26 protein-coding genes, 2 tRNA genes and 1 pseudogene are annotated in these 25,811 nt (G+C 56.5%); 12 read left to right on the top strand and 17 right to left on the bottom strand.

All coding sequences use genetic code 11. From position 1 onward, the window contains the following. Nucleotides 1-2 precede the first annotated feature (2 nt). The 7 genes from hpxK to hpxU all read right to left on the bottom strand — a co-directional run bounded on the left by hpxK (nucleotide 3) and on the right by hpxU (nucleotide 6,367). Complete coding sequence (gene hpxK, locus ACHHZ6_RS15375; RefSeq protein ID WP_395122582.1) at nucleotides 3-1,241, bottom strand: allantoate amidohydrolase; 1,239 nt, start codon at nucleotides 1,239-1,241, stop codon at nucleotides 3-5. Beyond that, on the bottom strand, nucleotides 1,238-2,479 hold the full coding sequence (locus ACHHZ6_RS15370; RefSeq protein ID WP_395122580.1) for a pyridoxal-phosphate-dependent aminotransferase family protein: 1,242 nt from the start codon (nucleotides 2,477-2,479) through the stop codon (nucleotides 1,238-1,240). Before ACHHZ6_RS15370 ends, hpxK begins: the two co-directional genes overlap by 4 nt. A 14-nt stretch (nucleotides 2,480-2,493) precedes the next feature. Beyond that, the gene (locus ACHHZ6_RS15365) at nucleotides 2,494-3,231 is read right to left on the bottom strand and encodes an amino acid ABC transporter ATP-binding protein (protein ID WP_182274457.1); all 738 of its coding nucleotides are present in this window, start codon (nucleotides 3,229-3,231) and stop codon (nucleotides 2,494-2,496) included. Further along, the gene (locus ACHHZ6_RS15360; protein WP_182274653.1) at nucleotides 3,212-3,868 is read right to left on the bottom strand and encodes an amino acid ABC transporter permease; all 657 of its coding nucleotides are present in this window, start codon (nucleotides 3,866-3,868) and stop codon (nucleotides 3,212-3,214) included. Before ACHHZ6_RS15360 ends, ACHHZ6_RS15365 begins: the two co-directional genes overlap by 20 nt. Then, nucleotides 3,868-4,533, bottom strand: coding sequence for an amino acid ABC transporter permease (locus ACHHZ6_RS15355; protein ID WP_182274456.1), 666 nt, complete (start codon nucleotides 4,531-4,533; stop codon nucleotides 3,868-3,870). Before ACHHZ6_RS15355 ends, ACHHZ6_RS15360 begins: the two co-directional genes overlap by 1 nt. A 9-nt stretch (nucleotides 4,534-4,542) precedes the next feature. Beyond that, nucleotides 4,543-5,325 carry a transporter substrate-binding domain-containing protein gene (locus ACHHZ6_RS15350; protein ID WP_395122578.1) on the bottom strand — a complete coding sequence of 261 codons (783 nt, stop codon included), beginning with the start codon at nucleotides 5,323-5,325 and terminating at the stop codon, nucleotides 4,543-4,545. Between the two features lie 202 nt (nucleotides 5,326-5,527). Continuing rightward, nucleotides 5,528-6,367: a MurR/RpiR family transcriptional regulator HpxU gene (hpxU, locus tag ACHHZ6_RS15345; RefSeq protein WP_182274454.1), complete on the bottom strand. Its 840-nt coding sequence runs from the start codon at nucleotides 6,365-6,367 to the stop codon at nucleotides 5,528-5,530. Nucleotides 6,368-6,521: 154 nt separating this feature from the next. On the opposite strand from hpxU, the gene hpxW reads away from it, so the two are divergent. Genes hpxW through hpxZ form a run of 4 tightly spaced genes read left to right on the top strand, consistent with a single transcriptional unit; the run spans nucleotide 6,522 to nucleotide 10,087 of the window. Next, nucleotides 6,522-8,105, top strand: coding sequence for an oxamate amidohydrolase (gene hpxW / locus ACHHZ6_RS15340; protein ID WP_395122577.1), 1,584 nt, complete (start codon nucleotides 6,522-6,524; stop codon nucleotides 8,103-8,105). Between the two features lie 10 nt (nucleotides 8,106-8,115). Further along, complete coding sequence (hpxX, locus tag ACHHZ6_RS15335) at nucleotides 8,116-8,304, top strand: oxalurate catabolism protein HpxX (protein ID WP_182919741.1); 189 nt, start codon at nucleotides 8,116-8,118, stop codon at nucleotides 8,302-8,304. Continuing rightward, nucleotides 8,301-9,695, top strand: coding sequence for an AtzE family amidohydrolase (locus ACHHZ6_RS15330; RefSeq protein WP_395122575.1), 1,395 nt, complete (start codon nucleotides 8,301-8,303; stop codon nucleotides 9,693-9,695). Before hpxX ends, ACHHZ6_RS15330 begins: the two co-directional genes overlap by 4 nt. Further along, the gene (hpxZ, locus tag ACHHZ6_RS15325; RefSeq protein WP_182920013.1) at nucleotides 9,695-10,087 is read left to right on the top strand and encodes an oxalurate catabolism protein HpxZ; all 393 of its coding nucleotides are present in this window, start codon (nucleotides 9,695-9,697) and stop codon (nucleotides 10,085-10,087) included. Before ACHHZ6_RS15330 ends, hpxZ begins: the two co-directional genes overlap by 1 nt. Nucleotides 10,088-10,110: 23 nt before the next feature. Here hpxZ and puuE read toward each other — a convergent pair whose 3' ends face one another. From puuE to ACHHZ6_RS15310, 3 genes and pseudogenes are all read right to left on the bottom strand, one after another. Then, complete coding sequence (gene puuE / locus ACHHZ6_RS15320; protein ID WP_182274450.1) at nucleotides 10,111-11,043, bottom strand: allantoinase PuuE; 933 nt, start codon at nucleotides 11,041-11,043, stop codon at nucleotides 10,111-10,113. 17 nt (nucleotides 11,044-11,060) lie between these two features. After that, the gene (gene hpxA, locus ACHHZ6_RS15315) at nucleotides 11,061-11,804 is read right to left on the bottom strand and encodes an allantoin racemase (protein ID WP_182274449.1); all 744 of its coding nucleotides are present in this window, start codon (nucleotides 11,802-11,804) and stop codon (nucleotides 11,061-11,063) included. Continuing rightward, nucleotides 11,804-12,520: pseudogene (locus tag ACHHZ6_RS15310) on the bottom strand (GntR family transcriptional regulator). The gene hpxA and the pseudogene ACHHZ6_RS15310 overlap by 1 nt, the downstream one beginning before the upstream one ends. Before the next feature lie 144 nt (nucleotides 12,521-12,664). Between ACHHZ6_RS15310 and ACHHZ6_RS15305 the strand changes: the two are divergent. Then, nucleotides 12,665-14,161: an NCS1 family nucleobase:cation symporter-1 gene (locus tag ACHHZ6_RS15305; RefSeq protein ID WP_182919739.1), complete on the top strand. Its 1,497-nt coding sequence runs from the start codon at nucleotides 12,665-12,667 to the stop codon at nucleotides 14,159-14,161. A gap of 103 nt (nucleotides 14,162-14,264) precedes the next feature. Next, nucleotides 14,265-15,581 carry a guanine deaminase gene (guaD, locus tag ACHHZ6_RS15300; protein WP_196391363.1) on the top strand — a complete coding sequence of 439 codons (1,317 nt, stop codon included), beginning with the start codon at nucleotides 14,265-14,267 and terminating at the stop codon, nucleotides 15,579-15,581. Here the strand turns inward: guaD and uraH are convergent. After that, entirely contained in the window at nucleotides 15,561-15,884 is a 324-nt protein-coding gene (gene uraH, locus ACHHZ6_RS15295; RefSeq protein WP_182919738.1) for a hydroxyisourate hydrolase, read from the bottom strand. The genes guaD and uraH overlap by 21 nt on opposite strands. Then, nucleotides 15,881-16,381: a 2-oxo-4-hydroxy-4-carboxy-5-ureidoimidazoline decarboxylase gene (uraD, locus tag ACHHZ6_RS15290; protein WP_395122572.1), complete on the bottom strand. Its 501-nt coding sequence runs from the start codon at nucleotides 16,379-16,381 to the stop codon at nucleotides 15,881-15,883. Before uraD ends, uraH begins: the two co-directional genes overlap by 4 nt. A 240-nt stretch (nucleotides 16,382-16,621) precedes the next feature. Between uraD and hpxO the strand changes: the two genes are divergently transcribed. Genes hpxO through ACHHZ6_RS15275 form a run of 3 tightly spaced genes read left to right on the top strand, consistent with a single transcriptional unit; the run spans nucleotide 16,622 to nucleotide 19,807 of the window. After that, entirely contained in the window at nucleotides 16,622-17,776 is a 1,155-nt protein-coding gene (gene hpxO, locus ACHHZ6_RS15285; RefSeq protein ID WP_182919737.1) for an FAD-dependent urate hydroxylase HpxO, read from the top strand. A 17-nt stretch (nucleotides 17,777-17,793) separates the two neighbouring features. Then, the gene (gene hpxD / locus ACHHZ6_RS15280; protein ID WP_182274443.1) at nucleotides 17,794-18,828 is read left to right on the top strand and encodes a molybdenum cofactor-independent xanthine hydroxylase subunit HpxD; all 1,035 of its coding nucleotides are present in this window, start codon (nucleotides 17,794-17,796) and stop codon (nucleotides 18,826-18,828) included. A gap of 13 nt (nucleotides 18,829-18,841) precedes the next feature. Then, nucleotides 18,842-19,807, top strand: coding sequence for a PDR/VanB family oxidoreductase (locus ACHHZ6_RS15275; protein WP_395122570.1), 966 nt, complete (start codon nucleotides 18,842-18,844; stop codon nucleotides 19,805-19,807). A 44-nt stretch (nucleotides 19,808-19,851) separates the two neighbouring features. On the opposite strand, the gene ACHHZ6_RS15270 is transcribed toward ACHHZ6_RS15275, so the two are convergent. The 3 genes from ACHHZ6_RS15270 to ACHHZ6_RS15260 all read right to left on the bottom strand — a co-directional run bounded on the left by ACHHZ6_RS15270 (nucleotide 19,852) and on the right by ACHHZ6_RS15260 (nucleotide 21,931). Then, a tRNA-Ser gene (locus tag ACHHZ6_RS15270) sits at nucleotides 19,852-19,939 on the bottom strand. Between the two features lie 132 nt (nucleotides 19,940-20,071). After that, nucleotides 20,072-20,159: transfer RNA gene (locus ACHHZ6_RS15265), tRNA-Ser, on the bottom strand. Between the two features lie 143 nt (nucleotides 20,160-20,302). Beyond that, nucleotides 20,303-21,931, bottom strand: a complete 1,629-nt coding sequence (locus ACHHZ6_RS15260; protein WP_182274441.1) for an ABC transporter substrate-binding protein — start codon at nucleotides 21,929-21,931, stop codon at nucleotides 20,303-20,305. 268 nt (nucleotides 21,932-22,199) lie between these two features. Between ACHHZ6_RS15260 and yccA the strand changes: the two genes are divergently transcribed. Then, complete coding sequence (gene yccA, locus ACHHZ6_RS15255) at nucleotides 22,200-22,859, top strand: FtsH protease modulator YccA (RefSeq protein ID WP_182274440.1); 660 nt, start codon at nucleotides 22,200-22,202, stop codon at nucleotides 22,857-22,859. A gap of 54 nt (nucleotides 22,860-22,913) precedes the next feature. Here yccA and ACHHZ6_RS15250 read toward each other — a convergent pair whose 3' ends face one another. Both ACHHZ6_RS15250 and ACHHZ6_RS15245 read right to left on the bottom strand, forming a co-directional pair. Continuing rightward, the gene (locus ACHHZ6_RS15250; protein WP_182274439.1) at nucleotides 22,914-23,390 is read right to left on the bottom strand and encodes a hypothetical protein; all 477 of its coding nucleotides are present in this window, start codon (nucleotides 23,388-23,390) and stop codon (nucleotides 22,914-22,916) included. After that, a complete protein-coding gene (locus tag ACHHZ6_RS15245; RefSeq protein WP_395122567.1) occupies nucleotides 23,390-24,151 on the bottom strand; it encodes a transcriptional regulator in 762 nt (253 codons plus the stop codon). Before ACHHZ6_RS15245 ends, ACHHZ6_RS15250 begins: the two co-directional genes overlap by 1 nt. A gap of 307 nt (nucleotides 24,152-24,458) precedes the next feature. Here ACHHZ6_RS15245 and ACHHZ6_RS15240 point away from each other — a divergent pair, with 307 nt between their 5' ends. Both ACHHZ6_RS15240 and ACHHZ6_RS15235 read left to right on the top strand, forming a co-directional pair. Continuing rightward, nucleotides 24,459-25,202: a fimbrial protein gene (locus tag ACHHZ6_RS15240; RefSeq protein WP_182274437.1), complete on the top strand. Its 744-nt coding sequence runs from the start codon at nucleotides 24,459-24,461 to the stop codon at nucleotides 25,200-25,202. A 77-nt stretch (nucleotides 25,203-25,279) separates the two neighbouring features. Then, nucleotides 25,280-25,786, top strand: coding sequence for a CS1 type fimbrial major subunit (locus tag ACHHZ6_RS15235; protein ID WP_182274436.1), 507 nt, complete (start codon nucleotides 25,280-25,282; stop codon nucleotides 25,784-25,786). Nucleotides 25,787-25,811: the final 25 nt, after the last annotated feature.

The following is a 25,811-nucleotide window of genomic DNA, read 5'->3' as shown; positions in this document are numbered from 1 at the left end:
CGTTATGCCAGCGACGTGACCGCACGGGTGAAAGCGTCAATGGCCTGGGCGACATCCTCAGCCATCACCGATTCTGCCGGATGATGGCTGACACCCCCCTTGCAACGTACAAACAGCATGCCTACCGGCCAGCGCTCCGCCATCGCGATGGCGTCATGCCCGGCTCCGCTTGGCAGCGATACCGTGCGTCCCTGTACCGCGGCAACCGCCTCCCCCAGCCGGGTTTGTAAATGCGCATCACACGGCGTGGCGGCAATACGGTAGAACTCCTCGGCGCTGAAAGACAATCCGCGGCGGGTGGCTATCGTTTGTGCCTGTGCCAACAACGTATTGAGCAGCACATCCAGCGGAGCATCCTGTGGGCCGCGAATATCCAGGGAAAGCGCAACCTCACCGGGAATAACATTTACCGCACCAGGCAGGCAGCGCAGCTCTCCCACGGTCGCCACCAGATTGCCACCGTGCTGCAACGTGGTGCTCTCGATCATCACCATCCACTCTGCGGAGGCAGCCAGGGCGTCCTTGCGATGGGCCATTGGCACGGTACCGGCATGTCCGGCCTCGCCGGTAAAGCGGCAGTTCAGGCGACGCGCGCCGTTAATAGCTTCCACAACGCCCAGCGCCAGCCGTTGCTGCTCCAGACACGGCCCCTGCTCAATATGCAGTTCCAGATAGGCACTGAAATCGTCTTTATTCCGGGCAGCAAGCGGTACCCGGGCAGGATCTAACCCGGCCAGGACCATTGCCTGTGCCACGCTGACCCCGTTTGCATCACATTTATCGAGCCAGCTCTCCGGCCAGGTACCGGTCAGGCCACGGCTGCCTAACAGGGTAATACCGAAGCGGGTACCCTCTTCGTCGCAAAAACCGACAATCTCGATGGCCTGCGCCAGACGTTTCTCCTGCTGATGCAGGCTGTCCACCACTTCAATGGCCGTCAGCACGCCAAGCATGCCATCGTAGCGTCCGGCATTACGCACGGTGTCCAGATGCGAGCCGAGTAACACCGCCGGTGCCCCCTCCTGCTCACCCTCATAGCGTCCGCAAATATTACCCACGCTGTCCTGCCAGACGGTCATGCCCGCCTGGCTCATCCACTGCCCGACCAGCTGATTGGCCTGCAGATGTTGCGTTGAGAGATAGACCCGGGTGAGAGCATTCGGGGTTTCACTGATGGCAGCCAGCGCATCGGCGCGCGCCATCACTCGTTCTGCCGCCTGCTGGCGCGTGATTTGGCTCATCGCGCCGTCTCGCTGCGGTAGTGATCCCACGCGGCCTGCATCGCGGCACCTTGCGTGGTGGAAAACTTCAGGTAGTTCAGGACCGATTCCAGCGCACTCAGCGTGGTCATAACGCAGTCCTTGCGCGCGTTATAGCCCATAGTACCAATACGCCACACTTTGCCGTGCAACGGGCCAAATGAGGTGCCAATTTCGATGCCAAAATCCTCCAGCATCAGCTTACGCACCTGATCGCCGTTCACGCTCTGCGGGATCACCACGCCCAGCACGTTGTTCATCTTGTGCTTCAGATCGCCAAAGGTTTCCAGCCCCATCGCCTGAATACCTTTCAGCAGCGCATCGCCATGCAGCTTGTGGCGGGCGATGCCGTTATCCAGCCCTTCCTGCAGGATAAGCCGGGCGCATTCGCGTGCGCCAAACAGCGCCGTGGTGGCTTCCGTGTGGTGGTTCAGTCGTTCCGGCCCCCAGTAGTCCATCACCATGCCGAGGTCGAAATAGTTGGAGTAAACCATCTCATCCACACCGTTGTGATGCGCATCGGTACGGATGCCCTCTTCAATGCATTTCCGGCAGCGGATCGCCTCTTCCATGCGTGCGCTCAGGGTGACGGGCGACGTCCCGGATGGGCCACCGAGGCATTTCTGCATGCCTGCCGAGACCGCATCCAGCCCCCAGGCATCGGTCTCCAGCGCATTCCCCCCCAGCGACGCGGTCGCATCGGTGTAAAACAGCACATCGTGGCGACGGCAGATAGCACCGAGTTCCGCGAGCGGTTGCAGCATGGTGGTCGACGTGTCGCCCTGCACGGTCAACAGCAGGCGCGGACGTACGCGTTTAATCGCATCTTCAACCTGATCCGGCGTGAAGACCTCCCCCCACGGCACCTCGATGGTATGCACTTCGGCGCGACAGCGGCGGGCAATTTCGCACAGCAGATGGCCAAAACGACCAAACACCGGCACCAGCACTTTATCCCCCGGACGAATAGCCGACACCAGAATCGCCTCAATCCCCGCGCGGGAAGTGCCATCCACCAGCATCGTCCAGCGGTTTTCAGTGCGGAACACCCCGCGATAGAGCGCCATCACCTCATTCATGTAGTGGGTCATGGCCGGATCGTACTGGCCAATCAGCTGGCTCGACATGGCGCGCAGCACGCGCGGATCGGCGTTGATCGGCCCCGGCCCCATCAGCAGACGCTGCGGCGGATTGATTTGCGGAAATTGAGCGATATCCATTGTTGAGTCCTTAATTAATTTAAGCCGCGTACGGAGGAGATAAATTGCTTCAGTTCAGTGGTCTGCGGATTGGCAAACAGCGTTTTGCTGTCGCCCTGCTCCCAGACTGTCCCCTGATGCATAAACACCACGCGGTCGCCCACTTCGCGGGCAAAATTCATTTCATGCGTCACGAGAATAAGCGTCATCCCCTCTGCCGCCAGCTGTTCCAGCACCCTGAGCACTTCGCCCACCAGTTCCGGGTCAAGCGCTGAGGTTATCTCGTCACAGAGTAAAACTTTTGGCGTCATCGCCAGCGCACGGGCAATCGCCACGCGCTGCTGCTGGCCGCCGGAGAGGTTCGACGGATAATAGTCCAGGCGATCGCCTAAGCCCACTTTCTCCAGCATCTGCTGCGCCAGCTCCCGGCATTCGGCAGCGCTTTTCTTCAGTACCCGACGCGGGGCGAGCATCACGTTTTCCAGCGCGGTCATGTGCGGGAACAGGTTGAAGTTCTGGAACACCATCCCGACCGATCGGCTGATTTCACGCGCCTGAGAGTCCCGGTCGGTGATGGTCATACCGCCGAGCTTGATGCTGCCATCCTGATACCCTTCCAGGCCGTTGATGCAGCGTAGCAGCGTGCTCTTGCCGGACCCGCTGCGCCCGATTATCGAAATAACCTGGCCCATGTCGATATCCAGATCCACGCCCTTGAGCACGTGGTTATTGCCGTAGAACTTCTGCACCTGATTAATGGTGATGAGAGGCATTGAATTGAGTCTCCAGATAACGGCTGTAGCGCGACAGCGGATAACACAAAATAAAGTAGCCCAGCGCCACCAGCGCAAAGACTTTAAACGGCTGATAGGTCACGTTGGTGAGCATCGTTCCGGCTTTAGTCAACTCGATAAAACCGATAATCGACGCCAGCGCCGTACCCTTGATGACCTGCACGGCAAAACCAACCGTCGGCGCGATGGCGATGCGTAACGCCTGCGGAGCGACCACCCGGAACAGCGTCTGACCAAAGCTCAGCCCCAGACAGCGCGAGGCTTCCCACTGTCCTTTTGGCAGTGCCCGAATGCTGCCAAACCAGATATCGAGTAAAAAGGCGCTGGTGTAGAACGTCAGTGCCAGCGACGCGGCCGTCCACGGCGAAACGTCGATGCCAAACAGCGCCACGCCGAAGAAGGCCAGGAACAGCTGCATCAGCAGCGGTGTGCCCTGAAACAGCTCAATATAGCCGCGGATCAGACGTTTTACCGTGCGCCCGCCCGTCAGCCGCAGCAGCAACAGCGGCAGCGTCACCAGCGCCCCGCCGACAAATGCCACCAGCGACAGCAGCACCGTCCAGCGCCCGGCGAGCAGCAGGTTGCGAATAATGTCCCAGTCGGTAAAGGTGGTCATCATGCCTGCACCCCCAGCCATTTCCGTCCTGCCGCCATCATCAGCTGGCGCAGGGTAATCGACAGTACTAAGTAAATCCCGGTCGTCACCAGATACACCTCAAAGCTCAGAAACGTTCTGGACTGGATGAGGCTGGCGGCAAAGGTCAGCTCTTCATACGAGACCTGAGACACGACCGATGAACCCAGCATCACGATGATGCACTGGCTTACCAGCGCCGGATAAATACGCTGCAGCGCGGGTGGCAGTACCACGCGGATAAAGGTCTGTAAGCGGGTTAGCCCCAGCACGCGCCCGGCTTCCCACTGCCCTTTTGGCGTGACCTGAATACCCGCGCGGATGATTTCGGTGCTGTAGGCCCCAAGATTCACCACCATCGCCAGCAGCGCCGCTTCACCCGCCGTCATTTTCAGCCCCATGTTAGGCAGGCCAAAAACAATAAAGAACAGCTGCACCACAAACGGCGTATTGCGGATAACCTCCACGTAACCGCCCCAAATCCGGCTGAACCACGTCGCCCGCCCGCTGCGAATGGCCGCCCCGAAAATACCGATCGCCAGCCCACCGATAGTCGCCATCACCGTCAGTTGAATGGTGATCCAAAGTCCTGCCAGCAGCTCCGGCCAGTACGGCCAGAGCGCAGAAAAGTGAAGTTGTTCTGTCATTCACAGGCCTTATGCGCCAAGGCTTGCCGGTAACGGTGCTTTCAGCCACTGCTCAGAGAGTCCATTCAGCGTGCCGTCCTTGATACCCTGCTCAATCAGCGCATCCACTTTCGCTTTCAGGGCTGGTTCGTTTTTCTTCAGACCGATAAAACACGGCGAGTCTTTCAGCATAAAACTCGGGACCGGGGCTTTATCCGCGTTCTGCCGTGAAATCGCTGCCACCACAAGGTTGCCGGTAGCCACATACTGCACCTGACCGGAGAGATACGCCGACAGCGTGGTGTTGTTGTCTTCGTAGCGTTTCACCTCGGCATCTTTCGGAGCCAGGCTGGTCAACACCATGTCTTCCACCGCACCGCGCGTCACGCCAATGGTTTTCCCGCTCAGCGCGGTGGCATCTTTCAGCTCCGCCCCTTTCGGGCCAAATACGCCGAGGAAGAATGGCGCATAGGCGCGGCTAAAATCGATCATCTTTTCGCGTTCAGCGTTTTTACCGAGGCTTGAGATAACCAGATCCACCTTATCGGTTTGCAGATACGGTACGCGGTTAGCGCTGGTTACCGGCACCAGTTGCAGCCTGAGCTTCATCTGCTTTGCCAGATAGCGCGCCATGTCGATGTCGTAGCCCTGCGGCTGGAGGTCGGTTCCCACTGAGCCAAACGGCGGAAAATCCTGCGGGACGGCAATGCGGATGGTGCCGCGTTTCTCAATATCCTGGAGCTGGTCAGCTTTTGCTGGCAGTTGTGTGAACAGACAAGCGGCCCCGGCCAGTGCAATCAACAGTTTTTTCATGGTGTTTACCCGTTACGTTAACATGAAACAAAAGATTCTTTAATTTAACTTTTGCAACTAATGTGCCAGACACGGCAAAACCATAAAATTTGTTTGAATGGCAGGTAAATAGCGGAGAAAAAGAAAACGGGGTGAAAACACAAACTGTTTTCACCCCGTTTTTTTGCACTGATTTAATGCAAAGCACCAGCCTGATGCCCCATTATCGTTGCTCCAGCTCATCCAGTTGCTGGTACAGTGAGGCAATCTCATGAATGCGCGGACGTCCTTTATCAAGAATTTCATGCAGGAAAGCGTTGGCCAGCAGGTTAATCAGGCTATTGACTGAGGAATAGCTGTCATAGGCCGAGACGCTGTCCAGCGGGGCGCACAGCTGCCAGTTTGCCAGCGGAAACAGACTGTGAGCCTGTGGCTCACACATCAGCAAAACCGGAATACCGCTGTCCTGAAGCTGCTGTAGCAGCGGGCGAATAATGCGCGGACGGCGACGAAAGGCCATCATCACCACCAGATCGTCGGCGGTTAAATCCACCAGCTCTTCACTCAGGCTTTGCCCCGGCTGCGGCAATACCAGGACCTGGCCGCGCGCCTGCAACAGCTGCTGACGCAGGTGTAGCGCCGCCGGATAAGCATTTCGCATCCCGATTATCACAATCCGCCGCGCCTTAACCATACAGGCCATCGCGTCGGCAAACTGCTGTGCATCCAGGGCATTCACCCACTGGGTCAGGTTCGCCATCTCCTGCTTATAGTGACGCGCCAGTAGCGTGTTGCCCTGCACTGCATCCCGGTTATCGGTCAACGGCATACCGCTCTGGCGCAGCGTGCGCAGTTCGTCACGCATGTCCTTATACTTTTCATAGCCCAGACGCTTAAACAGACGGCTTACCGTGGCTTTCGACACCCCACTCAGCTGCGCCAGCTCAGCGCTGTTGTAGCTAATAAGGTCGTCAAAGTGATCGAAAATAAAATCGGCCACGCGCTGCTCCTGCGGTGACAATGACGCATACTGCCCTTTCAGACGTTCATCAAGCTGTTCCATAAAGCCTCTGTAACTTTTGTTTCACCCAACTATACCTTTCATTATGCATGCCAGCGTATTAAAAAGATGCGTGATGACTGACATGAAACTTTTCATTCATAACTGGAACAGCTTTTGCAATGCCTTGTGACTCTTTGGGTTACGAGGACTCTCCATGCAAAGTAATGTCTGTACACACGGAATGGCCGTTGCTCCCCATCATCTTGCCAGCCAGAGCGCGCTGGCTGTCCTGCGTGAAGGCGGGAATGCAATTGAAGCAATGGTGGCTGCCGCTGCCACCATTGCCGTGGTTTACCCTCATATGAACGGCCTCGGGGGAGATGGCTTCTGGCTCATCGTGCCGCCAGACGGTGAACCGATTGCCATTGACGCCAGCGGTGCGGCAGGTTCACTGGCCACGCTTGCCGCCTATAGCGACCTGACGCAGATCCCCCATCGCGGTCCCCGCGCGGCGCTGACCGTAGCCGGAACCGTCAGCGGCTGGGACGATGCGCTGAAGGTTTCACACGCACTGACCGGCAACGCGCTGCCGCTGGCTCGCCTGCTGGCGGACGCCATTGATTATGCGCAGAACGGCACGCCGGTCACGGCATCCCAGGCCAGCGCCACGGCCAGCAAATTCGACGAACTTAAAGACATACCCGGCTTTGCGGAAACCTGGCTGGTAGACGGTAAGCCGCCGCAAGCCGGAAGCCGTTTTTACCAACCGGCTCTCGCCTCGACCCTGAAGCGCCTGGCTGAAGAGGGTCTGGACAGTTTTTATCGCGGTCCGCTGGCCGAATGCCTGGCGCAGGGTATGGCGAAACTGGGTCTTCCCGTTACGCTTGCGGACTTAAACCAGCACGTTGCGCGACGAACCACACCGCTGAAATTGCAACACCAGCAAGGAGAGGTCTGGAACCTGGCTCCTCCGACGCAGGGGCTGGTGTCTCTGGCGATCCTGGGGATAACCGACCGTCTGGCGATGGCCGATGCCGACGAGGCAATGACCGTTCACCGCATCGTGGAAGCCACCAAACTGGCCTTTGGTCTGCGCGATGCCCACATCACCGATCCACGCCAGCTGAAAACCGATATCCAGAGCCTGCTGGGATCCGCTCCCCTTCAGGCGCTCGCTGACAAGATTGACGACAGCCAGGCTGCGCCGTGGGGGATGGGCAAAGGCCCTGGTGATACGGTGTGGATGGGCGTAATGGATAACAGCGGTCTTGCCGTTTCGTTTATCCAGAGTATTTACCACGAGTTCGGCAGCGGTGTGGTTCTGCCCGATACCGGGATAGTCTGGCAAAACCGGGGAGCCTCGTTCAGCCTCAACCCCGACCATCTTCTGGCGCTCGCACCGGGCAAGCAACCGTTCCATACCCTGAACCCGGCAGCCGCACGCCTGAACGATGGCCGCGTGATGGTTTACGGATCAATGGGCGGGGACGGACAGCCGCAAACCCAGGCAGCACTGTTTACCCGCTATGTGGTGCAGGGTGTGCCGCTGCAGGAGAGCGTCACCCGCCCGCGCTGGTTGCTGGGGCGCACATGGGGGCAAACCTCCGACACCTTAAAACTCGAAGGTCGCTTCTCATCACACACCCTCGCCCGTTTAAACGCGCTGGGCCACGACGTGGAAATATACCCGGACTTTAGCGAAGTCATGGGCCACGCAGGGGCGATAGTCCGCCACGCTGACGGCCTGTTCGAAGGGGCATTTGACCCGCGCAGCAACGGCTCCGCCGCCGGATTCTGAGGAGATCACGATGAATACCACACAGCCCGACTGGAGTGCATATCTTGCTCAGATGGAGTCCGTTCTTGACATTGAACTGGATGACGCCCGCCGCGCAGAGCTTCAGCTTCAGTTCAATCGCATTGCCTGCATGGCCGCCCCGCTGATGGCGCTGCCGCTCGATGACCGTCTGGAGATAGCAGGAGTATACAAAGCATGACGCTACACGAGATGAGTATCAGCGCTATCCAGCAGGCACTGAGTGCTGGAGACCTGAGCGCCCATGAGATAGCCCGCCATACGCTGGATGCGATAACACGCACTCACCCGCAGCTCAACGCATGGACAACGATCACCGAAGAGCGAATGCTGGCCGAGGCCAACAACATCGATACATTGCGTCGGGAAAAGCGCCCTTTGCCACCGCTGGCGGGTGTCCCCTACGCGGTGAAAAACCTGTTTGACGTTGCCGGACATACCACCCTCGCCGGAGCAGAGCTGTTCAGCCAGCGCCCGGTCGCCGCCACTGACAGTTTTGCAGTGCGCCAGCTGCACAGCGCGGGAGGGCTACTTTCGGGAATGGTCAATATGGATGCCTACGCCTACGGGTTTACCACCGAAAACAGCCACTACGGCGCAACGCACAACCCGCACGACCTGGCACGCATTGCGGGAGGATCGTCCGGAGGATCTGCCGCCGCGGTTGCCGCCGGGCTGGTCCATTTTTCACTGGGCACCGATACCAACGGATCGATTCGCGTTCCGGCCTCCCTGTGCGGGATATTCGGGTTAAAGCCCACGTTTGGCCGCTTGTCACGTTCCGGTAGCCATCCGTTTGTCGCAAGCCTCGATCATATCGGGCCGTTTGCCCGTCGCATTAGCGATCTGGCGTCCGTGTACGATGCACTTCAGGGGCGTGATACCAGCGACGGTTTTCAGGCCGACAGCTCGCGCGAGCAGACGCGGTCCTTACTTGATCGCGGGCTGGATGGGCTGCGCTGCGCGGTGCTCGGTGGCTATTTCAACACCTGGTGTGATAATGATGCCCGCGAAGCCGTAGCGCGGGTCGCGAAGGCGCTCGAAGTGCAGGATGAGCTGCAGTTCCCTGATGCAGAACTTGCCCGTTCGGCAGCGTTTATCATCAGCGCATCCGAAGGGGGAAATCAGTATCTGCCCCTGCTTCGCAGCCAGCCTGAACGCTTTGAGCCTCACTCCCGGGAACGGCTGTTGGCAGGCTCCATGATCCCTTCGGCCTGGTATATTCAGGCGCAGCGTTTCCGCACCCACGCCAGGCTGGCGTTTAAGGCGTTATTTTCCCGGGCCGACGTGCTGATCGCCCCGGCGACACCGCGCAGCGCCACGCTGATTGGCGAGCAGATGATGGAAATTAACGGACAACCGCTGCCGGTTCGGGCCAGCATGGGGATGCTCACTCAACCGATTTCATTTTTAGGTTTGCCCGTCACTACCGTCCCGTTGCGTACTGCGCAGGGCGCACCCATTGGCCTGCAGCTGATTGCTGCGCCGTTTAATGAACAGGCCTGTCTGCGGGTGGCGCGGGTACTGGAAGAGCGTGGCATAACCGATGCCCGTCCTGCGGAGATTGCATGATGATAAACCACGATGACGTTAATCGCCCGTGGGTGGTTGCTGAAGTCACGGCGGCCTTTTACCGCTATGAAGACGCGCTGGTGAGCAATAACATCGCGGTACTGGATGAACTGTTCTGGCACGATAAAAATACCGTACGCCTGGGGGCAGGAGAAAACCTGTACGGTATTGATGAGATCCGCGCCTTTCGCGCCGCACGTCCGTCCGCCGGGCTACTGCGGACGTTACGCCATACGGTGATCACCACCTTTGGGGAAGATTATGCCGTGTGCAGCACCGAATTTACCCGCGAAGGGACAGAAAGGATTGGTCGCCAGCAGCAAACGTGGGTGCGGTTTCCGTACGGGTGGCGGATTGTGGCCGCGCAGGTGAGTTTGATGTCACAGGCGTAGCCGCTACCCGGCAAAACCCACCGCTATTTGTTAAACGGATGCACGTCCCGCCAGTGATCGGCAATCTGCTGGCGGGTACAGACCCACACCCGATCGTGCTGCTGAATATAATCGAGGAACCGCTGCAGCGCGCGAAAACGCCCCGGACGCCCCAGCAGACGGCAGTGCATGCCGATGGACATCATCTTCGGCGCACTCTCTCCCTCTTCATACAGCACATCAAAACTGTCTTTCAGATAGGTATAAAACTGTTCGGCAGTATTAAACCCCTGTGCGGTCGCAAAGCGCATGTCGTTCGCATCGAGCGTATAAGGCACAATCAGGTGCGGTTTGCGGGTGCCATCGCTGCACGTCACTTCCGTCCAGAAGGGTAAATCGTCGCCATAATAGTCGCTGTCGTAGTCAAAGCCGCCGTGCTCTGCCACCAGCTGACGGGTGTGGGGGCTGTCGCGCCCGGTGTACCAGCCGGTTGGCGGTTTGCCAAACAGATCGGTCAGGACGTGCACCGCCTTTTGCAGATGCTCACGCTCCTGGTGGATATCCATATTCTGATAGTGGATCCAGCGCCAGCCGTGGCTGGCCACGTCGTAATCTGCCGCTTTGATCGCCTCCACGATATCAGGATGACGCGCCAGCGCCATCGCCACGCCAAAGACCGTCAGCGGCAGTCCGCGTTTTTTGAATTCGTTGTGGATCCGCCAGAACCCGGCACGGCTGCCGTATTCGTAGAGGGAGTCCATCGACATATGTTTGTCCGGGTAACTGGCCGCGCCGATGATGTCCGAGAGGAATTGCTCTGACCCGGCATCGCCGTGCAGCACATGGTTTTCTGCACCTTCTTCGTAATTAAGAACAAACTGCACGGCAATTCTCGCCTGCTGCGGCCACTGCGCATGCGGCGGGTTGCCCGCGTATCCACGCAGATCGCGCGGGTAATTCGGTTCAAAAAGCGCCATCACCAGCCCCCTCAAAATTAAAATGAATTCAATGTCTGAAATTTACCGCTTAACGCTTTGTTCTCCGGGAACGCCAGATCGCCGTGCTTGCTGGTTGACAGCCCCAGCGCCACCAGCGATTCGACCATTTTCACCGCCGCACTGACGCCATCGATGACAGGAACATGCAGCTCACGCGTCAGCTCCTGCGCCAGCGTCGCCATACCACCACAACCCAGCACAATCGCCCCGCAGCCATCCTCTTTCAGTGCCTGAATACAACGTGCCCGCACCTTCTCTTGCGCCAGACCGCTACCGTCTTCCAGTGCCAGCACCGGGAGATCAATGGCGTGCAGGGCAGCACAGTGGTTCTGAAAACCATACTGATGCAGCAGATGGCGGGCGATAATCAGCGTGCGCGGCAGTGTGGTCACAACAGAAAAACGTGTCGCCACCATCGTCGCCATATGCATGGCCGCTTCAGCGATACCGATGACCGGCCCTTGCGCCAGCTCACGCGCCGCCAGCAAACCCGGATCGCCAAAGCAGGCGATAACGTGACCGTCCACACCCTGCTGCCTGCCTTTTTTGATCTGTTCGAGGACGCCCACGGCAGCAATAGCTTCATCGAAGTGGCCTTCGATAGAGGGCACACCTTCCCCCGGGCACACGGCGAGGATCTCCGTTCCCGGTGCAGCCACCGCACGGGCTGCCGCGCCGATGGTTTCCGTCATTCCGGGGCTGGTGTTGGGGTTGATGACTTGTATACAGACAGACGACATTACGACTCCTTGTGGCCGGCAAACAGCCGGGCAAAATCGGGAAGACACTCGCCCGCCCGTTCAAAACAGAGGCTGGCGACGATATGTTCAAAATGGTGCATTAAGGCATCACTGAGCGGCTGGAGCGCTTTCTGGCGCAGCAGTTCCACAAGCTGTTCATGGTCGTTGCAGCGACAACCCTGACGCCACGGCGCACCCCACGTGGCAATCACCAGCGACGAGCGCTGACTCAGGCTGGTGACCATCTCAGTCAGCACCTGGTTGCCGGAAATGGCCTGCAGCTGGATATGGAAATTGGCGGAGTGGCGGATCGCCGCCGGACCGTCGTAAGCCTCATGCGCCTGCTGCTCCTGACGAATGATGGCGTCCAGTGCGGCCAGATGCGGCGGCTGACAATGCACCATCACGTCCGGCAGGTTAGCCACTTCCAGCAAAGCGCGCGTGCGAAAGATGTGCTGCGCCTCTTCTACCGTCGGGCTGGCAACATGTGCACCACGTTTGGGCGTTAAGGTGACCATTTGCACAGCGGCGAGCCGTTGCAGCACCTTGCGAATACCCGTGCGGCTCACGCCAAACACCCCGGACAGTGCTTCTTCCGGCAATTAACTTCCCGGCAGCAGCTGATGTTCGACAATCGCGGTCATCAGCGCCTGAAAGATGGATTCGTCTTTGTCATGCAGGTCTGGCGCGGCGTGCAGACTTTTTACGTTGTTCATTAACCACTCCATTTTTTACTTTTCATCCGCAAATCGTATACATAAAAATTAAATATTGCATACAACATTTATTATTTTGGCCTGGATCCTGCAACACCGTTCGCACTCCCACTCAACGGGTTTTCATTCACAGGAGCAGGTTTCATGCCAAATACACAAAACGCGCAGCAAGGTAAGGCCGCTGATTCCAGTGCGGTTTACAGCCCACGGCTTTGCAATGAGGATCTGGCACCAACGCGTGACCAGAACTGGAGCTGGTACAACATCTTTTCTTTCTGGATGTCGGACGTCCACAGCATGGGAGGTTATGTCGTTGCCGCGAGCTTCTTTACGCTCGGGCTGGCAAGCTGGCAGGTGTTGCTTTGCCTGCTGGTGGGGATTTGCATTGTGCAGCTGTGCGCTAACCTGGTGGCCAAACCGAGCCAGATGGCGGGCGTGCCCTATGCGGTGATCAGCCGTCAGGCGTTTGGCGTCTTCGGGGCGAACATCCCGGCGGTGATCCGCGGGCTTATTGCTTTCGCGTGGTACGGTATTCAGACCTGGCTGGCTGCCAACGCCCTGATGCTGGTGGTGCTGAAGTTCTGGCCGTCACTTTCTGGCCTTACCACAGCGTCGTTCCTGGGCCTGTCACATCTTGGCTGGATCTGCTTTGCCATTATGTGGGTGTTGCAGGCGATGGTCTTCTGGCACGGTATGAGCGCCATCAAGCGCTTTATTGATATCGCCGGCCCGGCGGTGTACGTGGTGATGCTGGCACTGGCGGGATGGATTGTATACAAGACCGGATTCGACGGGATCTCCTTTACCCTTGCCAGCAAATCCCTGAGCACCGGTGAGCAAACCTGGCAAATGATCACCGCCACGGCGCTGGTCGTCTCCTACTTCTCCGGGCCGCTGCTCAACTTTGGCGACTTCTCCCGCTATGGGAAAAGCATGGGTGAAATCCGTCGCGGTAACCGCTGGGGCTTGCCGTTTAACTTCCTGCTGTTCTCCATCGTGACCGTGGTGATTGTTTCCGGTACGCAGTCGCTGTTTGGCCGCATGATCACCGACCCGATTGAAACCGTCAGCCGCGTGGGTAACGATCTGGCCGTCGCTGTAGGTCTGCTGACCATGATCACCGCCACCATCGGGATCAACATCGTGGCGAACTTTGTCTCTCCGGCGTTCGATTTCTCTAACTGCTCACCGCAGAAGATCAGCTTCCGCACCGGAGGAATGATTGCCGCCGTGGGATCTATCCTGTTAACCCCGTGGAACCTGTTCAACTCACCAGAGCTTATCCACTACACCCTGGATGTGCTCGGCGCGTTTATCGGCCCGCTGTTTGGTATCCTGATTGCGGATTTCTACCTGATTAAGCGCGGGAAGGTTTCCGTAAACGATTTGTTCGATGACACGCCAGAAGGCAAATACTGGTATCGCAACGGGTTTAACCCGAAAGCCATCGGCGCACTGGTACCGTCTGTTGTCGCAGGACTGGTGATCGGCTTTATCCCGGCCCTGCATGAAGTGGCGAACTTTAGCTGGTTTATCGGCGTCTTCCTCGGTGGCGTGACCTACCGCTGGCTGGCACGTGAAGATCGTGAAGAGGCCGCCGATCCGCAGTTTACCTCCCGCGTGGCAACGCAGAAAGAGTAACCCTTCCCCACCGGCCACAGTTTTACTGCGGCCGTCCTCAGGCTGGCACCGTTTTTGCTCATTCTCATGACCCCGCTACGCAAACAATAAGGCAGGAACCATGATGAATTACCAGACGGCGATCCGCGGTGCATTTTTTGATATTACCCAGGTCTGCGACAACGCAGATGCTATCGCCCATCACACGCGCCACCTTGTCGACGGGCTGCTGTTTATTCAGAGCGGTAAAATTCTGGCACAGATGACCTGGCAGGAGGGGGAACAATACCTTGATCCCCACAAAGGCTATACCGACCTGCGTGGCAAGCTGCTGCTGCCCGGTTTTGTCGATACCCACGTCCATTACCCACAAACGGAGATGATCGGCGCGTTTGGTGAGCAATTGCTGGAATGGCTGACCACCTACACCTTCCCGGTGGAGAGCCAGTTTGCCGATGAGAGCTACGCGAAAGAGATAGCGGAATTTTTCGTGAACCAACTGGTGAGCCACGGTACAACCACTGCGCTGGTGTTTTGCACGCTGCATCCTGAATCCGTCGATGCGCTGTTTACCGAGGCACTGCGCCTCAATATGCGTCTTATTGCCGGAAAGGTAATGATGGACCGGAACACGCCTGACTATCTGACGGAAACGGCCAGACAGAGCTACCGGCAAACGCGGGAGCTGATCCAGCGCTGGCACCACCGGGGACGGCTGGGTTATGCCATTACGCCCCGCTTTGCCCCAACCTCATCACCGGAACTGCTCGCGGCAGTCAGCCTGCTCAGGGAGGAGTTCCCGGACACCTGGATGCAGACCCACCTGAGCGAAAACCCTAACGAAGTGGCCTGGGTGAGCGATCTCTGGCCAGAACACGAGCGTTATCTGGATGTGTATCACCACTACGGCCTGACCGGTGAGCGCTGCGTGTTTGCCCACGGTATTCACCTGCACCACAGCGAGTGGGAGTGTCTGCATGACACGGGTTCGGCAGTGGCCTTTTGCCCTACCTCCAACCTGTTTCTTGGCAGCGGGCTGTTTCGCTTACCCGAATGCTGGCAACACAAGGTTCGAATGGGTATCGGGACTGACGTGGGGGCAGGAACCACCTTCAGCATGCTGCGTACGCTGGGAGAAGCCTATAAGGTAGGTCAGTTGCAGAGCTACCGCCTGCGCGCCAGCGAAGCGTTTTACCATGCCACACTGGGAGGCGCTCACGCCCTGCGGCTGGACGATAAGATTGGCAACTTTGATCCGGGCAAAGAGGCCGATTTTATCGTTATTGACCCGGCCGTCACACCACTACAGCGCCTGCGTAACGGACGCTGTAAGGATGTCTACGAGCAACTGTTTGTGCTGATGACCCTGGGTGACGAACGCAATATCAGCGAAACCTGGGTCAACGGCGAGCGAGTGTGGTCAACTGCCGCGGTAGGTTGACCACCCGCCAGGTGCAATCACAAACGGCAGATGAAAGTGTTCGTCTGCCGTCTCCCCAATCACAAAATCAATCTGCGCGCAGGGATAGAGCGTATCGCGTCCGGTTTGGGCAAACCAGGCTCCCAGCTCCGCCACCAGCCGGTAACGCCCCGCAGTCAGAAGCGGGACAAACTCCGTAATGCGGCCATTGCCGTTGGTCACGCCAGTGGCGACTAACGCCCCTTCCCGTTCAAGATGAACCGTAACGCCCTGCGCAGGGGTACCCGTCGAAATATCGAGAATATGCGTACTTAGCGTACTCATTCGCTAACCACTCCTTCCAGCCGTAGTAACGTAATTTCCCGCAACTGCGCCAGTGCAGCCTGCACCTCCTGCGCATCGCTGTTCTTCAGCCGCGCATCCAGCGCCTGCAAAATATCCTCCCCGCTACGGCCTTTCGCGCGGATCAAAAAGACGCGGCCAAAGCGGGCCTCATAGCGCGCATTGCCTTCCCGCAGCGCCTGGGCAAGCAGCGCATCGCGGTCATTGACGGCTCCCTGCTCCTGGCGCGAAAACGCCGCCTCGGCCTGTACACCTGCGGGTTTCTCACCGATACGCGGATGAGCACGAAGGGCTAGCGTTAGCGCGTTCTCATCCCAGGTTTGCGCGCATGCATGGGCCGCGCGGAACAATGCGCCCCGACTGGGATAAGGACGTCCGCACACGAGCGCCTCAGCCCAGCCGGGAATTGCCACGCAGGGGAGTAACCGCGCGCGAGCCTCTTCGTGGCTCAGTTGGTTAAAAATGTGCAGTGTGATCATGGCGGCTCCGTTTCAATCATCGTCCTTAAGCATTGCACAAAACACGCCACCCTTGCCGCAGATGTGAAACTGTCGATTCCGAATATCAGAACCGGAAATTATTGATTCATAAAAAAGCACACTCACCGCGATAACGCACCTTAATAGTGCATAATGGCCTGTCACAACGCCCTTTTCCCCACTCTGCAGCCTGGTACGCAAATTGCTCATTCTCATCACCCCCTGCAAAAGGAGAGAAGCATGAAAGCGATCGTCATTGGTGCGGGAATAGGTGGTCTGAGCGCTGCCGTGGCGTTAAAGAACGCCGGAATTGACTGTACCGTGTTTGAGGCAGTGAAAGAGATCAAGCCCGTTGGTGCGGCCATCTCCATCTGGCCAAATGGGGTGAAATGCATGCAGCACCTCGGTATGGGCGACATGATGGAGATCTACGGCGGGCCAATGCGTTTTATGGCCTACAAAGATCACCGGCGCGGCGATACCCTGACCCGCTTTAGCCTTACCCCGCTGGTCGAACGTACCGGAGGACGCCCCTGCCCCGTATCACGTGCTGAGCTGCAGCGCGAGATGCTTAACTTCTGGGGGCGCGACGCCGTTCAGTTCGCTAAGCGTGTCGAACACGTCGTTGAAGATGATGCTGGTGTCACCGTCACTTTCACCGATGGCAGCACAGCCACAGGGGATTTTCTGATTGCCGCCGACGGCAGCCATTCTGCAGTACGTCCCTATGTGCTGGGGTACACCCCTGAGCGCCGCTACGCCGGTTATGTCAACTGGAATGGGCTGGTGAAGATTGATGAAGAGATTGCCCCGGCCCACCAGTGGACTACCTTTGTCGGAGAAGGCAAGCGCGTCTCGCTGATGCCCGTCTCTGGCGGACGCTTCTATTTCTTTTTTGATGTCCCGCTCCCTGTCGGTCTGGCGGAGGATCGCAACACCCTGCGTGCCGATCTCACTGGCTACTTCCGCGGCTGGGCAGCCCCGGTGCAGAAACTTATCGAAGCACTTGATCCAGAAACCACTAACCGCATCGAAATTCACGATATCGATCCCTTCAACAGCCTGGTTCGCGGCAAGGTGGCACTCCTGGGAGATGCCGGACACAGCACCACGCCGGATATCGGCCAGGGAGGCTGTGCAGCGCTGGAAGATGCCGTGGTACTGGGGGATTGCGTGCGTGGAACCCACAACATTGAGCTGGCGCTGCGACAGTACGAAGCGCTGCGCCGCGAGCGGGTGCGTGACCTGGTGCTGAAGGCCCGCAAACGCTGCGACATCACGCACGGTAAAGATATGGCGCTAACTCAGGCCTGGTATCAGGAGCTGAGAGAAGAGACCGGAGAACGCATTATCAACGGTCTGTGCGACACCATTCAGGGCGGGCCATTAGGCTGAACGTAAGAGGGATAACCATGAAAATACAACCGACTCCACCTGCCCATTGCACGTTTGAGCCAGAGGACTGGCTGCGTCTGGCACAATGCTGGCATCCGGTTGCCCGGGCATGCGACATCGGCGCTGCACCGGTCAAGGCAACCCTGCTGGATGAACCGCTGGTCATCTACCGGATTAACGATCAGGTCGTGGTCGCCCGTGACGTCTGCCCGCACCGTGGTGTACCGTTGACGCTGGGATTTCACGATGAACACGGGATTATCTGCCCCTATCATGGCTTGCGCTTTGGTGAGGATGGTCGCTGCAACCGTATTCCGTCCAGCCCCGATCAGCCCGTTCCGGCGAAGCTCAATCTGATTAACTATGCCGTGGAGGAACGTTTTGGGTTGATCTGGACCTGCCTGGCGTTTGACCCGGATAACCCTGCGCCGCTGCCCACAATGCCGCACTGGAATGACGATGGTTTTCAGCAGATCAACTGCCCGGCGTTTGAAGTTAACGGCTTTGCTGGCCGTCAGGTCGAAGGCTTTCTGGATGTCGCTCATTTCGCGTGGATCCACACCGACACCTTTGCCGACCCGGATAACCAGCAGGTACCGACATATCAGCCACAGGAAACAGCATTTGGCTTTGTCGCCGACTACTGGAGTTCAGTAAGCAATTATCCGGCGAATTCGGATACGCAAGCGCCGGAAGGCTTCCAGTGGTTGCGTCATTTTGAAATGCATCTGCCGTTTACCGCGACGCTGACTATCCACTTTCCGGGTGGATCCCGTCTGGTGATCATGAATGCCGCATCGCCCGTATCATCACGCGTCACCCGTATGTTTGCCCCCATTGCGCGCAACGTTGACCTGCATATCCCCGTGGAAGATGTGCATGCCTTCAACCTGCGCATCTTTGAAGAAGACCGCCTGATGGTGGAATCTCAGCGCCCGGAAAGGCTGCCGCTGGATCTCTCCCTTGAAGCTCACATTCCTGCAGATAAAAGCTCCATTGCCTACCGCCGTGGGCTGAAAAAAATGGGTTTTGGCGCGTTTTTCCTGGTATGACGGAGGGGGTGAGATGGGTGACATGTTGAGCGTTATCGTTGACGGGTTATGGCGTCAGGGCAATAAGAGCCTCGCTGTCAGGCTGGTGGCAGAAAACGGTGAAGCGCTGCCTGACTGGCAACCCGGGGCGCACATTGATGTCCACCTGCCCTGCGGAATTGTCCGCCAGTATTCGCTGACCGGACCCTGCGGGGGCGAGGGCTACCTCATTTGCGTGGGGCGAGAAACTGCGTCACGCGGCGGATCGCGCTATATCCACGAGACGCTGCGCCCCGGACAACGGCTGTTGATCTCTTCTCCTCGCAATGTGTTTCCGCTTCATCAGGCGGAGCGCGTTTTACTGCTGGCCGCGGGGATTGGTATTACGCCGTTGTATGCGATGGCGCTTCAGCTTGAGGCTTCAGGAACCCCCTTCACGCTGCACTATTACGTCAAAAGTCGTGAAAGTGCAGCGTTTATCCGCGAGCTATCGCGTTTATTTCACTATGGTGAGTGTGCTGTTCACGCCTCCTGCGAGGGAGAAAGCCCTCGCACGCATCTTGCACAGGATCTGTCTGCACCACATGCGGGATTACATGTGTACACCTGCGGACCCGCGGAATTTATGGCAAAGGTACGCGAGGTTGCCACGGCTAACGGTTGGGCAGAAACGCACGTTCACAGTGAGGCATTCCAGCCCGTTGCGCCCCCCGCTGGCGGTGAAACCCACAACGTGTTCACGGTCACCCTGGCGTCAACGGGAGAACGCTGGTCAGTGCCTGCAGATAAAACTATCGCCCAGGTGCTGCTGGAAAATGGCGTGGCGGTACCGCTGTCCTGTGAAATGGGGATCTGCGGCGCGTGCCTGACGCCCGTTATCGATGGCGTGGTGGATCACCGGGATACCGTGCAGTCGGAAGCGGAGAAAGGTGCAGTGGATCAGCAGGTGGCACTGTGCTGTTCGCGGAGTCATTCGGGAGAGCTGGTGATTGGGCTGTAAAACGAAAAAACCCTGCGATATTGCTATCACAGGGTTTTCGAATTTGGCGGAAGCGTAGAGATTCGAACTCTAGAACCCTTTCGGGTCGCCGGTTTTCAAGACCGGTGCCTTCAACCGCTCGGCCACGCTTCCAAAGTGAGGCGCACTATAAACATCTATTAGCGCCTTGTAAAGCAGGAATTTTTCTAATTTTACGCTCTTGCGTTTACACGCCGTATAAAAGCAAAAAACCCTGCAATATTGCTATCGCAGGGTTTTCGAATTTGGCGGAAGCGTAGAGATTCGAACTCTAGAACCCTTTCGGGTCGCCGGTTTTCAAGACCGGTGCCTTCAACCGCTCGGCCACGCTTCCTAAGTGAGGCGAACTATAAACACCTCACTGCACGCTGTAAAGTGGGTTTGCATTCGTTCGCTTTAAAAATAGCCAAAACGCGTTTAATCGGTTGAATAGACAACGCATTGGCCATTTTATCAGCACAAAGTCCACCTGACGGCTTAGTGCTTTTTGATGTACATATCTCTGGTGAAGTAGTAACCCAGTTTATCTGGCGCGAATCCCCCTACCCACGGCTTCACCAGGTGCGTACGGACATAGTGGTAGACCGGGATCGCCGGGACATCACGCCCCAACAGATCTTCTGCCTGCTGGTAGAATTTACCGCGCGCTTCCGGCGTTTTCGCTTTCGCAGCGTTAAGCAACGCCTGGTCATAGTCCGGGTTACTGTACTGACTGGTGTTTTCGCTGTCGCCAGTGCGGAAGTTGTTCAGGAAGGTGGCGGCATCATCATAATCAGCAATCCATGCATAGCGCACCGCATCAAAATCATGGGTGTGCATCGTATCCAGCATGGTTTTCCACTCCTGGTTTTGCAGCTTCGCTTCCACGCCGAGGTTTTTCTTCCACATCGAGCTGGCGGCTATCGCAATACGCTGATGCGATTCGGAGGTGTTGTAGAGCAGATTAAAGCTCAGCGGATGGCTGGCGTTAAAACCGGCTTCAGCCAGCAGTTTTTTCGCCTCCGCGATGCGTTTATCCATCGGCCAGCTGGCGTAATCCGGGGCTTGTAGCTTGACGCCACCAATATCCGGCTGGCTGATAAGCCATGCCGGGCGCTGCCCCTGCCCTAAGACTTTCCCGGCAATGATGTCTTTATCCAGCGCCATGTTCAGCGCTTTACGCACGCGGACATCGTTAAACGGCGGCCGGGTGGTGTTGAACTCGTAATAGTAAGTGGCCAGTTGCGGAGAAACATCCAGCTCACTGCCCAGCGTTTTCCTGAGCTGGGCGAACTGGTTGATCGGCACCGTGTAAGCAATATCAATTTCACCCGCTTTGTAGCGGTTAACGTCTGACGCTTCAGAGGTGATTGGCAGGTACGTCACCTTATTGATGACCGTATGGGTGTTATCCCAGTAGCGTGGATTACGCTCGGCCACAATGCGTTCATTCACCACCCACTGCGACAGCTTATACGCACCGCTGGTGACAATATGCTCTGGCTTGGTCCACTTTTCGCCAAAGCGGCTAATCAGCACTTTATCCACCGGCACCAGCGACGGGTGCGCCAGCATCGCCAGGAAAGCCGCGTTAGGCTGCGTCAGCGTCACTTCCAGCGTGGTGTCATTAATGGCTTTTACACCCAGCGTGTCTGGGGCTTTTTTACCCTGGGCAATATCGGTTCCATTGACGATGTGCATGTTGCCGGGATAACTGGCATACGGAGACGCCGTTTTAGGGTCAACCAGGCGCTGCCAGCTCCATACCACATCCTGTGCGGTGATGGCGGTACCGTCGCTCCAGGTGATGCCCGGACGCAGATGGAACGTCCAGACGGTGTTGTCCTTGTTCTCCCATTTTTCTGCCAGCTGTGGCTGGATTTCACCGTCCCGGGAGACGCTGACTAACCCGTCGAATAAATCGCTGATAATATTGAATTCGACGTCGCTTTCGACTTTATGCGGGTCGAGTGACGCCGGTTCGTTACCATTATTCCTGACCAGCTCCTGTTTCTCTGCCAGCACAGTTCCTGCTGGCACGTTAGCCGCCCAGGCCGCCGTGCTGGCGCACAGAATGGCTGCGGTTAACAAAGAGAGTGTAAAGTGGGTGCGTGCTTGTGGTTTCATTTCCTTCGCCTTATTGTCTGTTTTTTGACGATCCGGAAATAACTCTTAGCGTTCATAGAGCAATAACGCAATATTTTTCAGTAACCTATAAGAGGTTGATCTGAATAAATACGTCAAACCACTGTTCATTCTGCTAAACCGAATTTATATAGAAGAAACAACCAGCTCTGGCGCTATCAGACTGAGTAAAGATGGGTAAAACCACTTTGAGACTGGCGTACCATTTCCTATGCTTGCCGTTAATTACATCTGTCATAGAGAGTGACTCATGGATCGTATCATTACATCTTCACGCGACCGCACATCGCTACTCAGTACCCATAAGGTGCTGCGCAATACCTATTTCATGCTCAGCCTGACGCTGGCGTTTTCTGCAATCACCGCCACGGCGAGCACCGTGCTGATGCTGCCGTCTCCGGGCCTGATCCTGACCCTGGTGGGGATGTACGGTCTGATGTTCCTGACCTACAAAACCGCCGACAAACCGGTGGGCATTTTGTCTGCGTTCGCCTTCACAGGCTTCCTGGGCTACATCCTGGGGCCAATGCTGAACGCATACCTGTCTGCCGGAATGGGCGATCTTATCGGCATGGCGCTGGGCGGTACCGCACTGGTGTTCTTCTGCTGCTCGGCCTACGTGCTGACCACCCGCAAGGACATGTCCTTCCTCGGTGGGATGCTGATGGCGGGTATCGTGGTTGTGCTGGTAGGTATGGTGGCGAACATCTTCCTGCAATTGCCCGCGCTGCACCTGGCAATTAGCGCCGTGTTTATCCTGATTTCATCTGGCGCAATCCTGATGGAAACCAGCAACATCATTCGCGGCGGCGAGACGAATTACATCCGCGCAACCGTGAGCCTGTATGTGTCGCTGTACAACATCTTCGTCAGCCTGCTGAGTATCCTGGGCTTCGCCAGCCGGGATTAACCAGGACGAACAAGAAAAAGGAGAATGCCGCTGGCATTCTCCTTTTTTTATGCCTTAATTACCCCGGCAAATATAGGTGGGGTAATGCCGGTCCTGAATCAGCCACACCGAGGGCGATAGCTCTGAGATCGTAAGATAATAGCGTGCGGTCGGAGAGGCAAAGCTCCCCCACTGAGCATCGGGGGTATTGTCATTGTGTCGACGCCAGGTTTTGGTGTAGCTCAGGACAATAACCTTATCATCGTCCCTCCGCTTCCACGTAAAATCTACGTCCCTGTCAATGATCAAGTCCCGACCTTCAGTCTTTGCAGCACCTTTGTACGTAGTCAAACCGGTACCGTTGCGATGAAAATAGAACTGGGCAATGGTATTGACCTTCACTTCATTTGCCTTGCCTTCATTGCGCGTAAAGTTAAACTCAGTGCTGCAGGCCAGGGCATCGCGTTTATACGCTCCACCCGTATAGATAAAGAACGCAAGCGCCCCCCCGACTATTGCTCCCCCCAGTCCGAACAAAAGTTTGATTTTCATTATTCTGCCCCGCTTTTGTAGCGAATAGTTTTACACAGGCTGGTTTCACTGACCGGGCAGGAGCCAATAAATACCTCATCGGCAGTGGCAAGTGAAAAACGGGCGCTGAAATAATAAATGTTGTACTCCTCGCGGTCGCACGCGACGTTATTTTTCTTCAGCAGCTCGGCCATTTTGGATAGCACCAGCGGTCGTCCTTGATCGTTAATAAGCCAGAGGCGGCAACCGGCTATTTTTTCCTTAACGGGTTTTAGCGTCGCGGGTACAGTTATCTCAAGCTGTCGACTGAAAAACAGGCTTCCCCCTACTACTGATGTGGTTAATACAGCCAGAACCAGCCACCACCTTTTGGATAAGCGCTGATATCTCGATGGCCGTTCCACTAATGGCTGAAGTGTTGGTCGCGGAGCCTCAGCTAAAGCACTCTCTACGGGATGGGAAATAACGTCGGCGTCAAAGCGGAAGCCATACCGGGGCACGGTCACGATAAACTCGTGATCATCGCCCAGCGCGTGGAAGCTTTTACGTAATTCGCTTACCGCTTTATTTAGATTATTTCCCGACGGGGTAAAGCCATACTCCGCCCATACGCGTGTAATCAATTCTTCCCGGCTCAGGTCTCGCCCTTTACATCGAATAAATTCCTGTAAAAGACGAACGGCTGGCGTCGAAAGCGTTAATACAGACTCGGGTTGCCCAACAATACTTATTGCACGTGCTTCAGGATCAAATAACAACGAATTATTGCATATAAAAAACATCTTTTATTCTCGGTTGTTACCGCATGCTTTTTAATCCCTGAACATCGACAAGAAAACCGCCTCCTGAACTGCTTACTTTTTCATCAGAAGGAATTTTCTCCCCATCCTGGGTCACGGTATTTTCGCTTAACTATACAACACTAAATCCAGAAAATCAGGATAAAAAACTGTATATAAAGAGTTAACCAATACAAATTTTCACAACCTGCTGTTCTGGTTAAAGTTTCCCTGCCCTGAAGCGATACGAATGCTGACGGCATCCTGGTGTTAACACGCCGTGAATGAACCCGGAGCAGGCAGACTGAAAGTGAAACAAAAAAATAGTGTGAATAGGACAAGTGCTTTTTATGTCGCCGCGCTGTCACTGTCATTTTTCTCCGAAATGACAATGGCCAATATGAGCGTGTATCCCATGGAACTTAACGTGGACAGTTCCGGTGCGGCGCAAATAAAAGTGGCATCGAAAACGGATGATATTCAGTTCATTCGGGTGAGGCAAAAGAAAATTCTTAATCCCGGCACCCCCCAGGAAAAAGAGATTGACGTGGCATCGTGGAAAGAAGGCGGCGTAGTGGTCACGCCCGAAAAATTCGCCCTGTCTGCAGGCGCAATGCGCGTGGTTCGTCTGGTCTCCCTTACGCCTCCGGCAAAGGAGAGTACCTGGCGGGTCTATTTTGAGGGTGTAAAACAACCTGACAGCATTATTGCAGGCCATTCTGAAGAATCTGGTGCGACGGCAAAATTAGGAGTCAACGTGATTTGGGGAGCGCTCGTGCACCTCGCTCCGGAAAAAAGCGTGGTTTCGCTGTCAATCTCCCCAACACGGGGGACGTTAAAGAACAACGGTACTCTGCGCGTGCCGCTCAGGGAAATTGGTATTTGTCATACAGATGAATCCTGTAAATGGGTGAAAGAAGACGCCACGATTTACCCGGATACCGAGCGGAAATTAAAAACGCTCACACAGGTTAAAGGCCAGAAATATAAATTCCGCTACTTCAATTGGGTGAAAAAAACAACTGAAGAAGCTGACTTACCCGTCGTGCAATAACACGACATCACTGTAAAAAAACCACGTGTGGTTTGTTTAAAGAGCCAAGGTGCTCATTTGTAAATATGGAGATATCAATGCGTAAATTTATTAAACCTCTGATGATTGCTGCCGCGATGACCACGTCCGTTAGCGTTCTGGCGATCCAAAAAGATATTACCGTCAACGCCAGCGTCGATTCACAGCTGGACCTGACCCAGGCCGATAATACGCCGCTGCCAGCCAGCATCGATATGCAGTATCTACCGGGCCGCGGTCTGGAAAGCTACCGCGTGAATACCAAGGTCTGGTCAAACTCCGCCACCAGTAACGTCAAAGTACGTCTGGTAAGCGCTGCACGGTTGACCAATACGGAAGGTGATCAGGCCGTACCGATGACCGTGAAGCTGGGCGAGAAAACCCTGACCACCGCTGATGCCGAATTTACCGGTGCCGAACTGTTCCCGGGCAGCATTGAAAACGGTTCTGCGGTGCTGCCTCTGACGATTTCCCAGACCACCAAAGGCATTCTGAAAACCGGCCAGTACAGCGGTGTTGTCAGCCTGATGCTGACTCAGGCGACGACCACGGAAGGCGGTGCGTAACACCACAGCACCTAAAAGAATAACG

Source organism: Enterobacter cloacae complex sp. 2024EL-00214 (assembly GCF_043945575.1).
Lineage (GTDB): Bacteria > Pseudomonadota > Gammaproteobacteria > Enterobacterales > Enterobacteriaceae > Enterobacter > Enterobacter cloacae_P.
The sequence above is the reverse complement of the archived record's forward strand: the minus strand, read 5'-3'. Positions and strand labels throughout refer to the sequence as shown.

Coding starts and splice junctions, on each gene's coding strand:
- ACHHZ6_RS15260 (WP_182274441.1), bottom strand. CDS start 21,931: ATGAAACCACAAGCACGCACCCACTTTACACTCTCTTTGTTAACCGCA.
- hpxW (WP_395122577.1), top strand. CDS start 6,522: ATGCAAAGTAATGTCTGTACACACGGAATGGCCGTTGCTCCCCATCAT.
- uraH (WP_182919738.1), bottom strand. CDS start 15,884: ATGAGTACGCTAAGTACGCATATTCTCGATATTTCGACGGGTACCCCT.
- yccA (WP_182274440.1), top strand. CDS start 22,200: ATGGATCGTATCATTACATCTTCACGCGACCGCACATCGCTACTCAGT.
- hpxO (WP_182919737.1), top strand. CDS start 16,622: ATGAAAGCGATCGTCATTGGTGCGGGAATAGGTGGTCTGAGCGCTGCC.
- puuE (WP_182274450.1), bottom strand. CDS start 11,043: ATGGCGCTTTTTGAACCGAATTACCCGCGCGATCTGCGTGGATACGCG.
- ACHHZ6_RS15360 (WP_182274653.1), bottom strand. CDS start 3,868: ATGACCACCTTTACCGACTGGGACATTATTCGCAACCTGCTGCTCGCC.
- ACHHZ6_RS15250 (WP_182274439.1), bottom strand. CDS start 23,390: ATGAAAATCAAACTTTTGTTCGGACTGGGGGGAGCAATAGTCGGGGGG.
- guaD (WP_196391363.1), top strand. CDS start 14,265: ATGAATTACCAGACGGCGATCCGCGGTGCATTTTTTGATATTACCCAG.
- ACHHZ6_RS15245 (WP_395122567.1), bottom strand. CDS start 24,151: ATGTTTTTTATATGCAATAATTCGTTGTTATTTGATCCTGAAGCACGT.
- hpxZ (WP_182920013.1), top strand. CDS start 9,695: ATGATAAACCACGATGACGTTAATCGCCCGTGGGTGGTTGCTGAAGTC.
- ACHHZ6_RS15330 (WP_395122575.1), top strand. CDS start 8,301: ATGACGCTACACGAGATGAGTATCAGCGCTATCCAGCAGGCACTGAGT.
- ACHHZ6_RS15235 (WP_182274436.1), top strand. CDS start 25,280: ATGCGTAAATTTATTAAACCTCTGATGATTGCTGCCGCGATGACCACG.
- hpxX (WP_182919741.1), top strand. CDS start 8,116: ATGAATACCACACAGCCCGACTGGAGTGCATATCTTGCTCAGATGGAG.
- hpxD (WP_182274443.1), top strand. CDS start 17,794: ATGAAAATACAACCGACTCCACCTGCCCATTGCACGTTTGAGCCAGAG.
- ACHHZ6_RS15305 (WP_182919739.1), top strand. CDS start 12,665: ATGCCAAATACACAAAACGCGCAGCAAGGTAAGGCCGCTGATTCCAGT.
- hpxU (WP_182274454.1), bottom strand. CDS start 6,367: ATGGAACAGCTTGATGAACGTCTGAAAGGGCAGTATGCGTCATTGTCA.
- ACHHZ6_RS15275 (WP_395122570.1), top strand. CDS start 18,842: ATGGGTGACATGTTGAGCGTTATCGTTGACGGGTTATGGCGTCAGGGC.
- hpxK (WP_395122582.1), bottom strand. CDS start 1,241: ATGAGCCAAATCACGCGCCAGCAGGCGGCAGAACGAGTGATGGCGCGC.
- ACHHZ6_RS15370 (WP_395122580.1), bottom strand. CDS start 2,479: ATGGATATCGCTCAATTTCCGCAAATCAATCCGCCGCAGCGTCTGCTG.
- hpxA (WP_182274449.1), bottom strand. CDS start 11,804: ATGTCGTCTGTCTGTATACAAGTCATCAACCCCAACACCAGCCCCGGA.
- ACHHZ6_RS15365 (WP_182274457.1), bottom strand. CDS start 3,231: ATGCCTCTCATCACCATTAATCAGGTGCAGAAGTTCTACGGCAATAAC.
- ACHHZ6_RS15350 (WP_395122578.1), bottom strand. CDS start 5,325: ATGAAAAAACTGTTGATTGCACTGGCCGGGGCCGCTTGTCTGTTCACA.
- uraD (WP_395122572.1), bottom strand. CDS start 16,381: ATGATCACACTGCACATTTTTAACCAACTGAGCCACGAAGAGGCTCGC.
- ACHHZ6_RS15355 (WP_182274456.1), bottom strand. CDS start 4,533: ATGACAGAACAACTTCACTTTTCTGCGCTCTGGCCGTACTGGCCGGAG.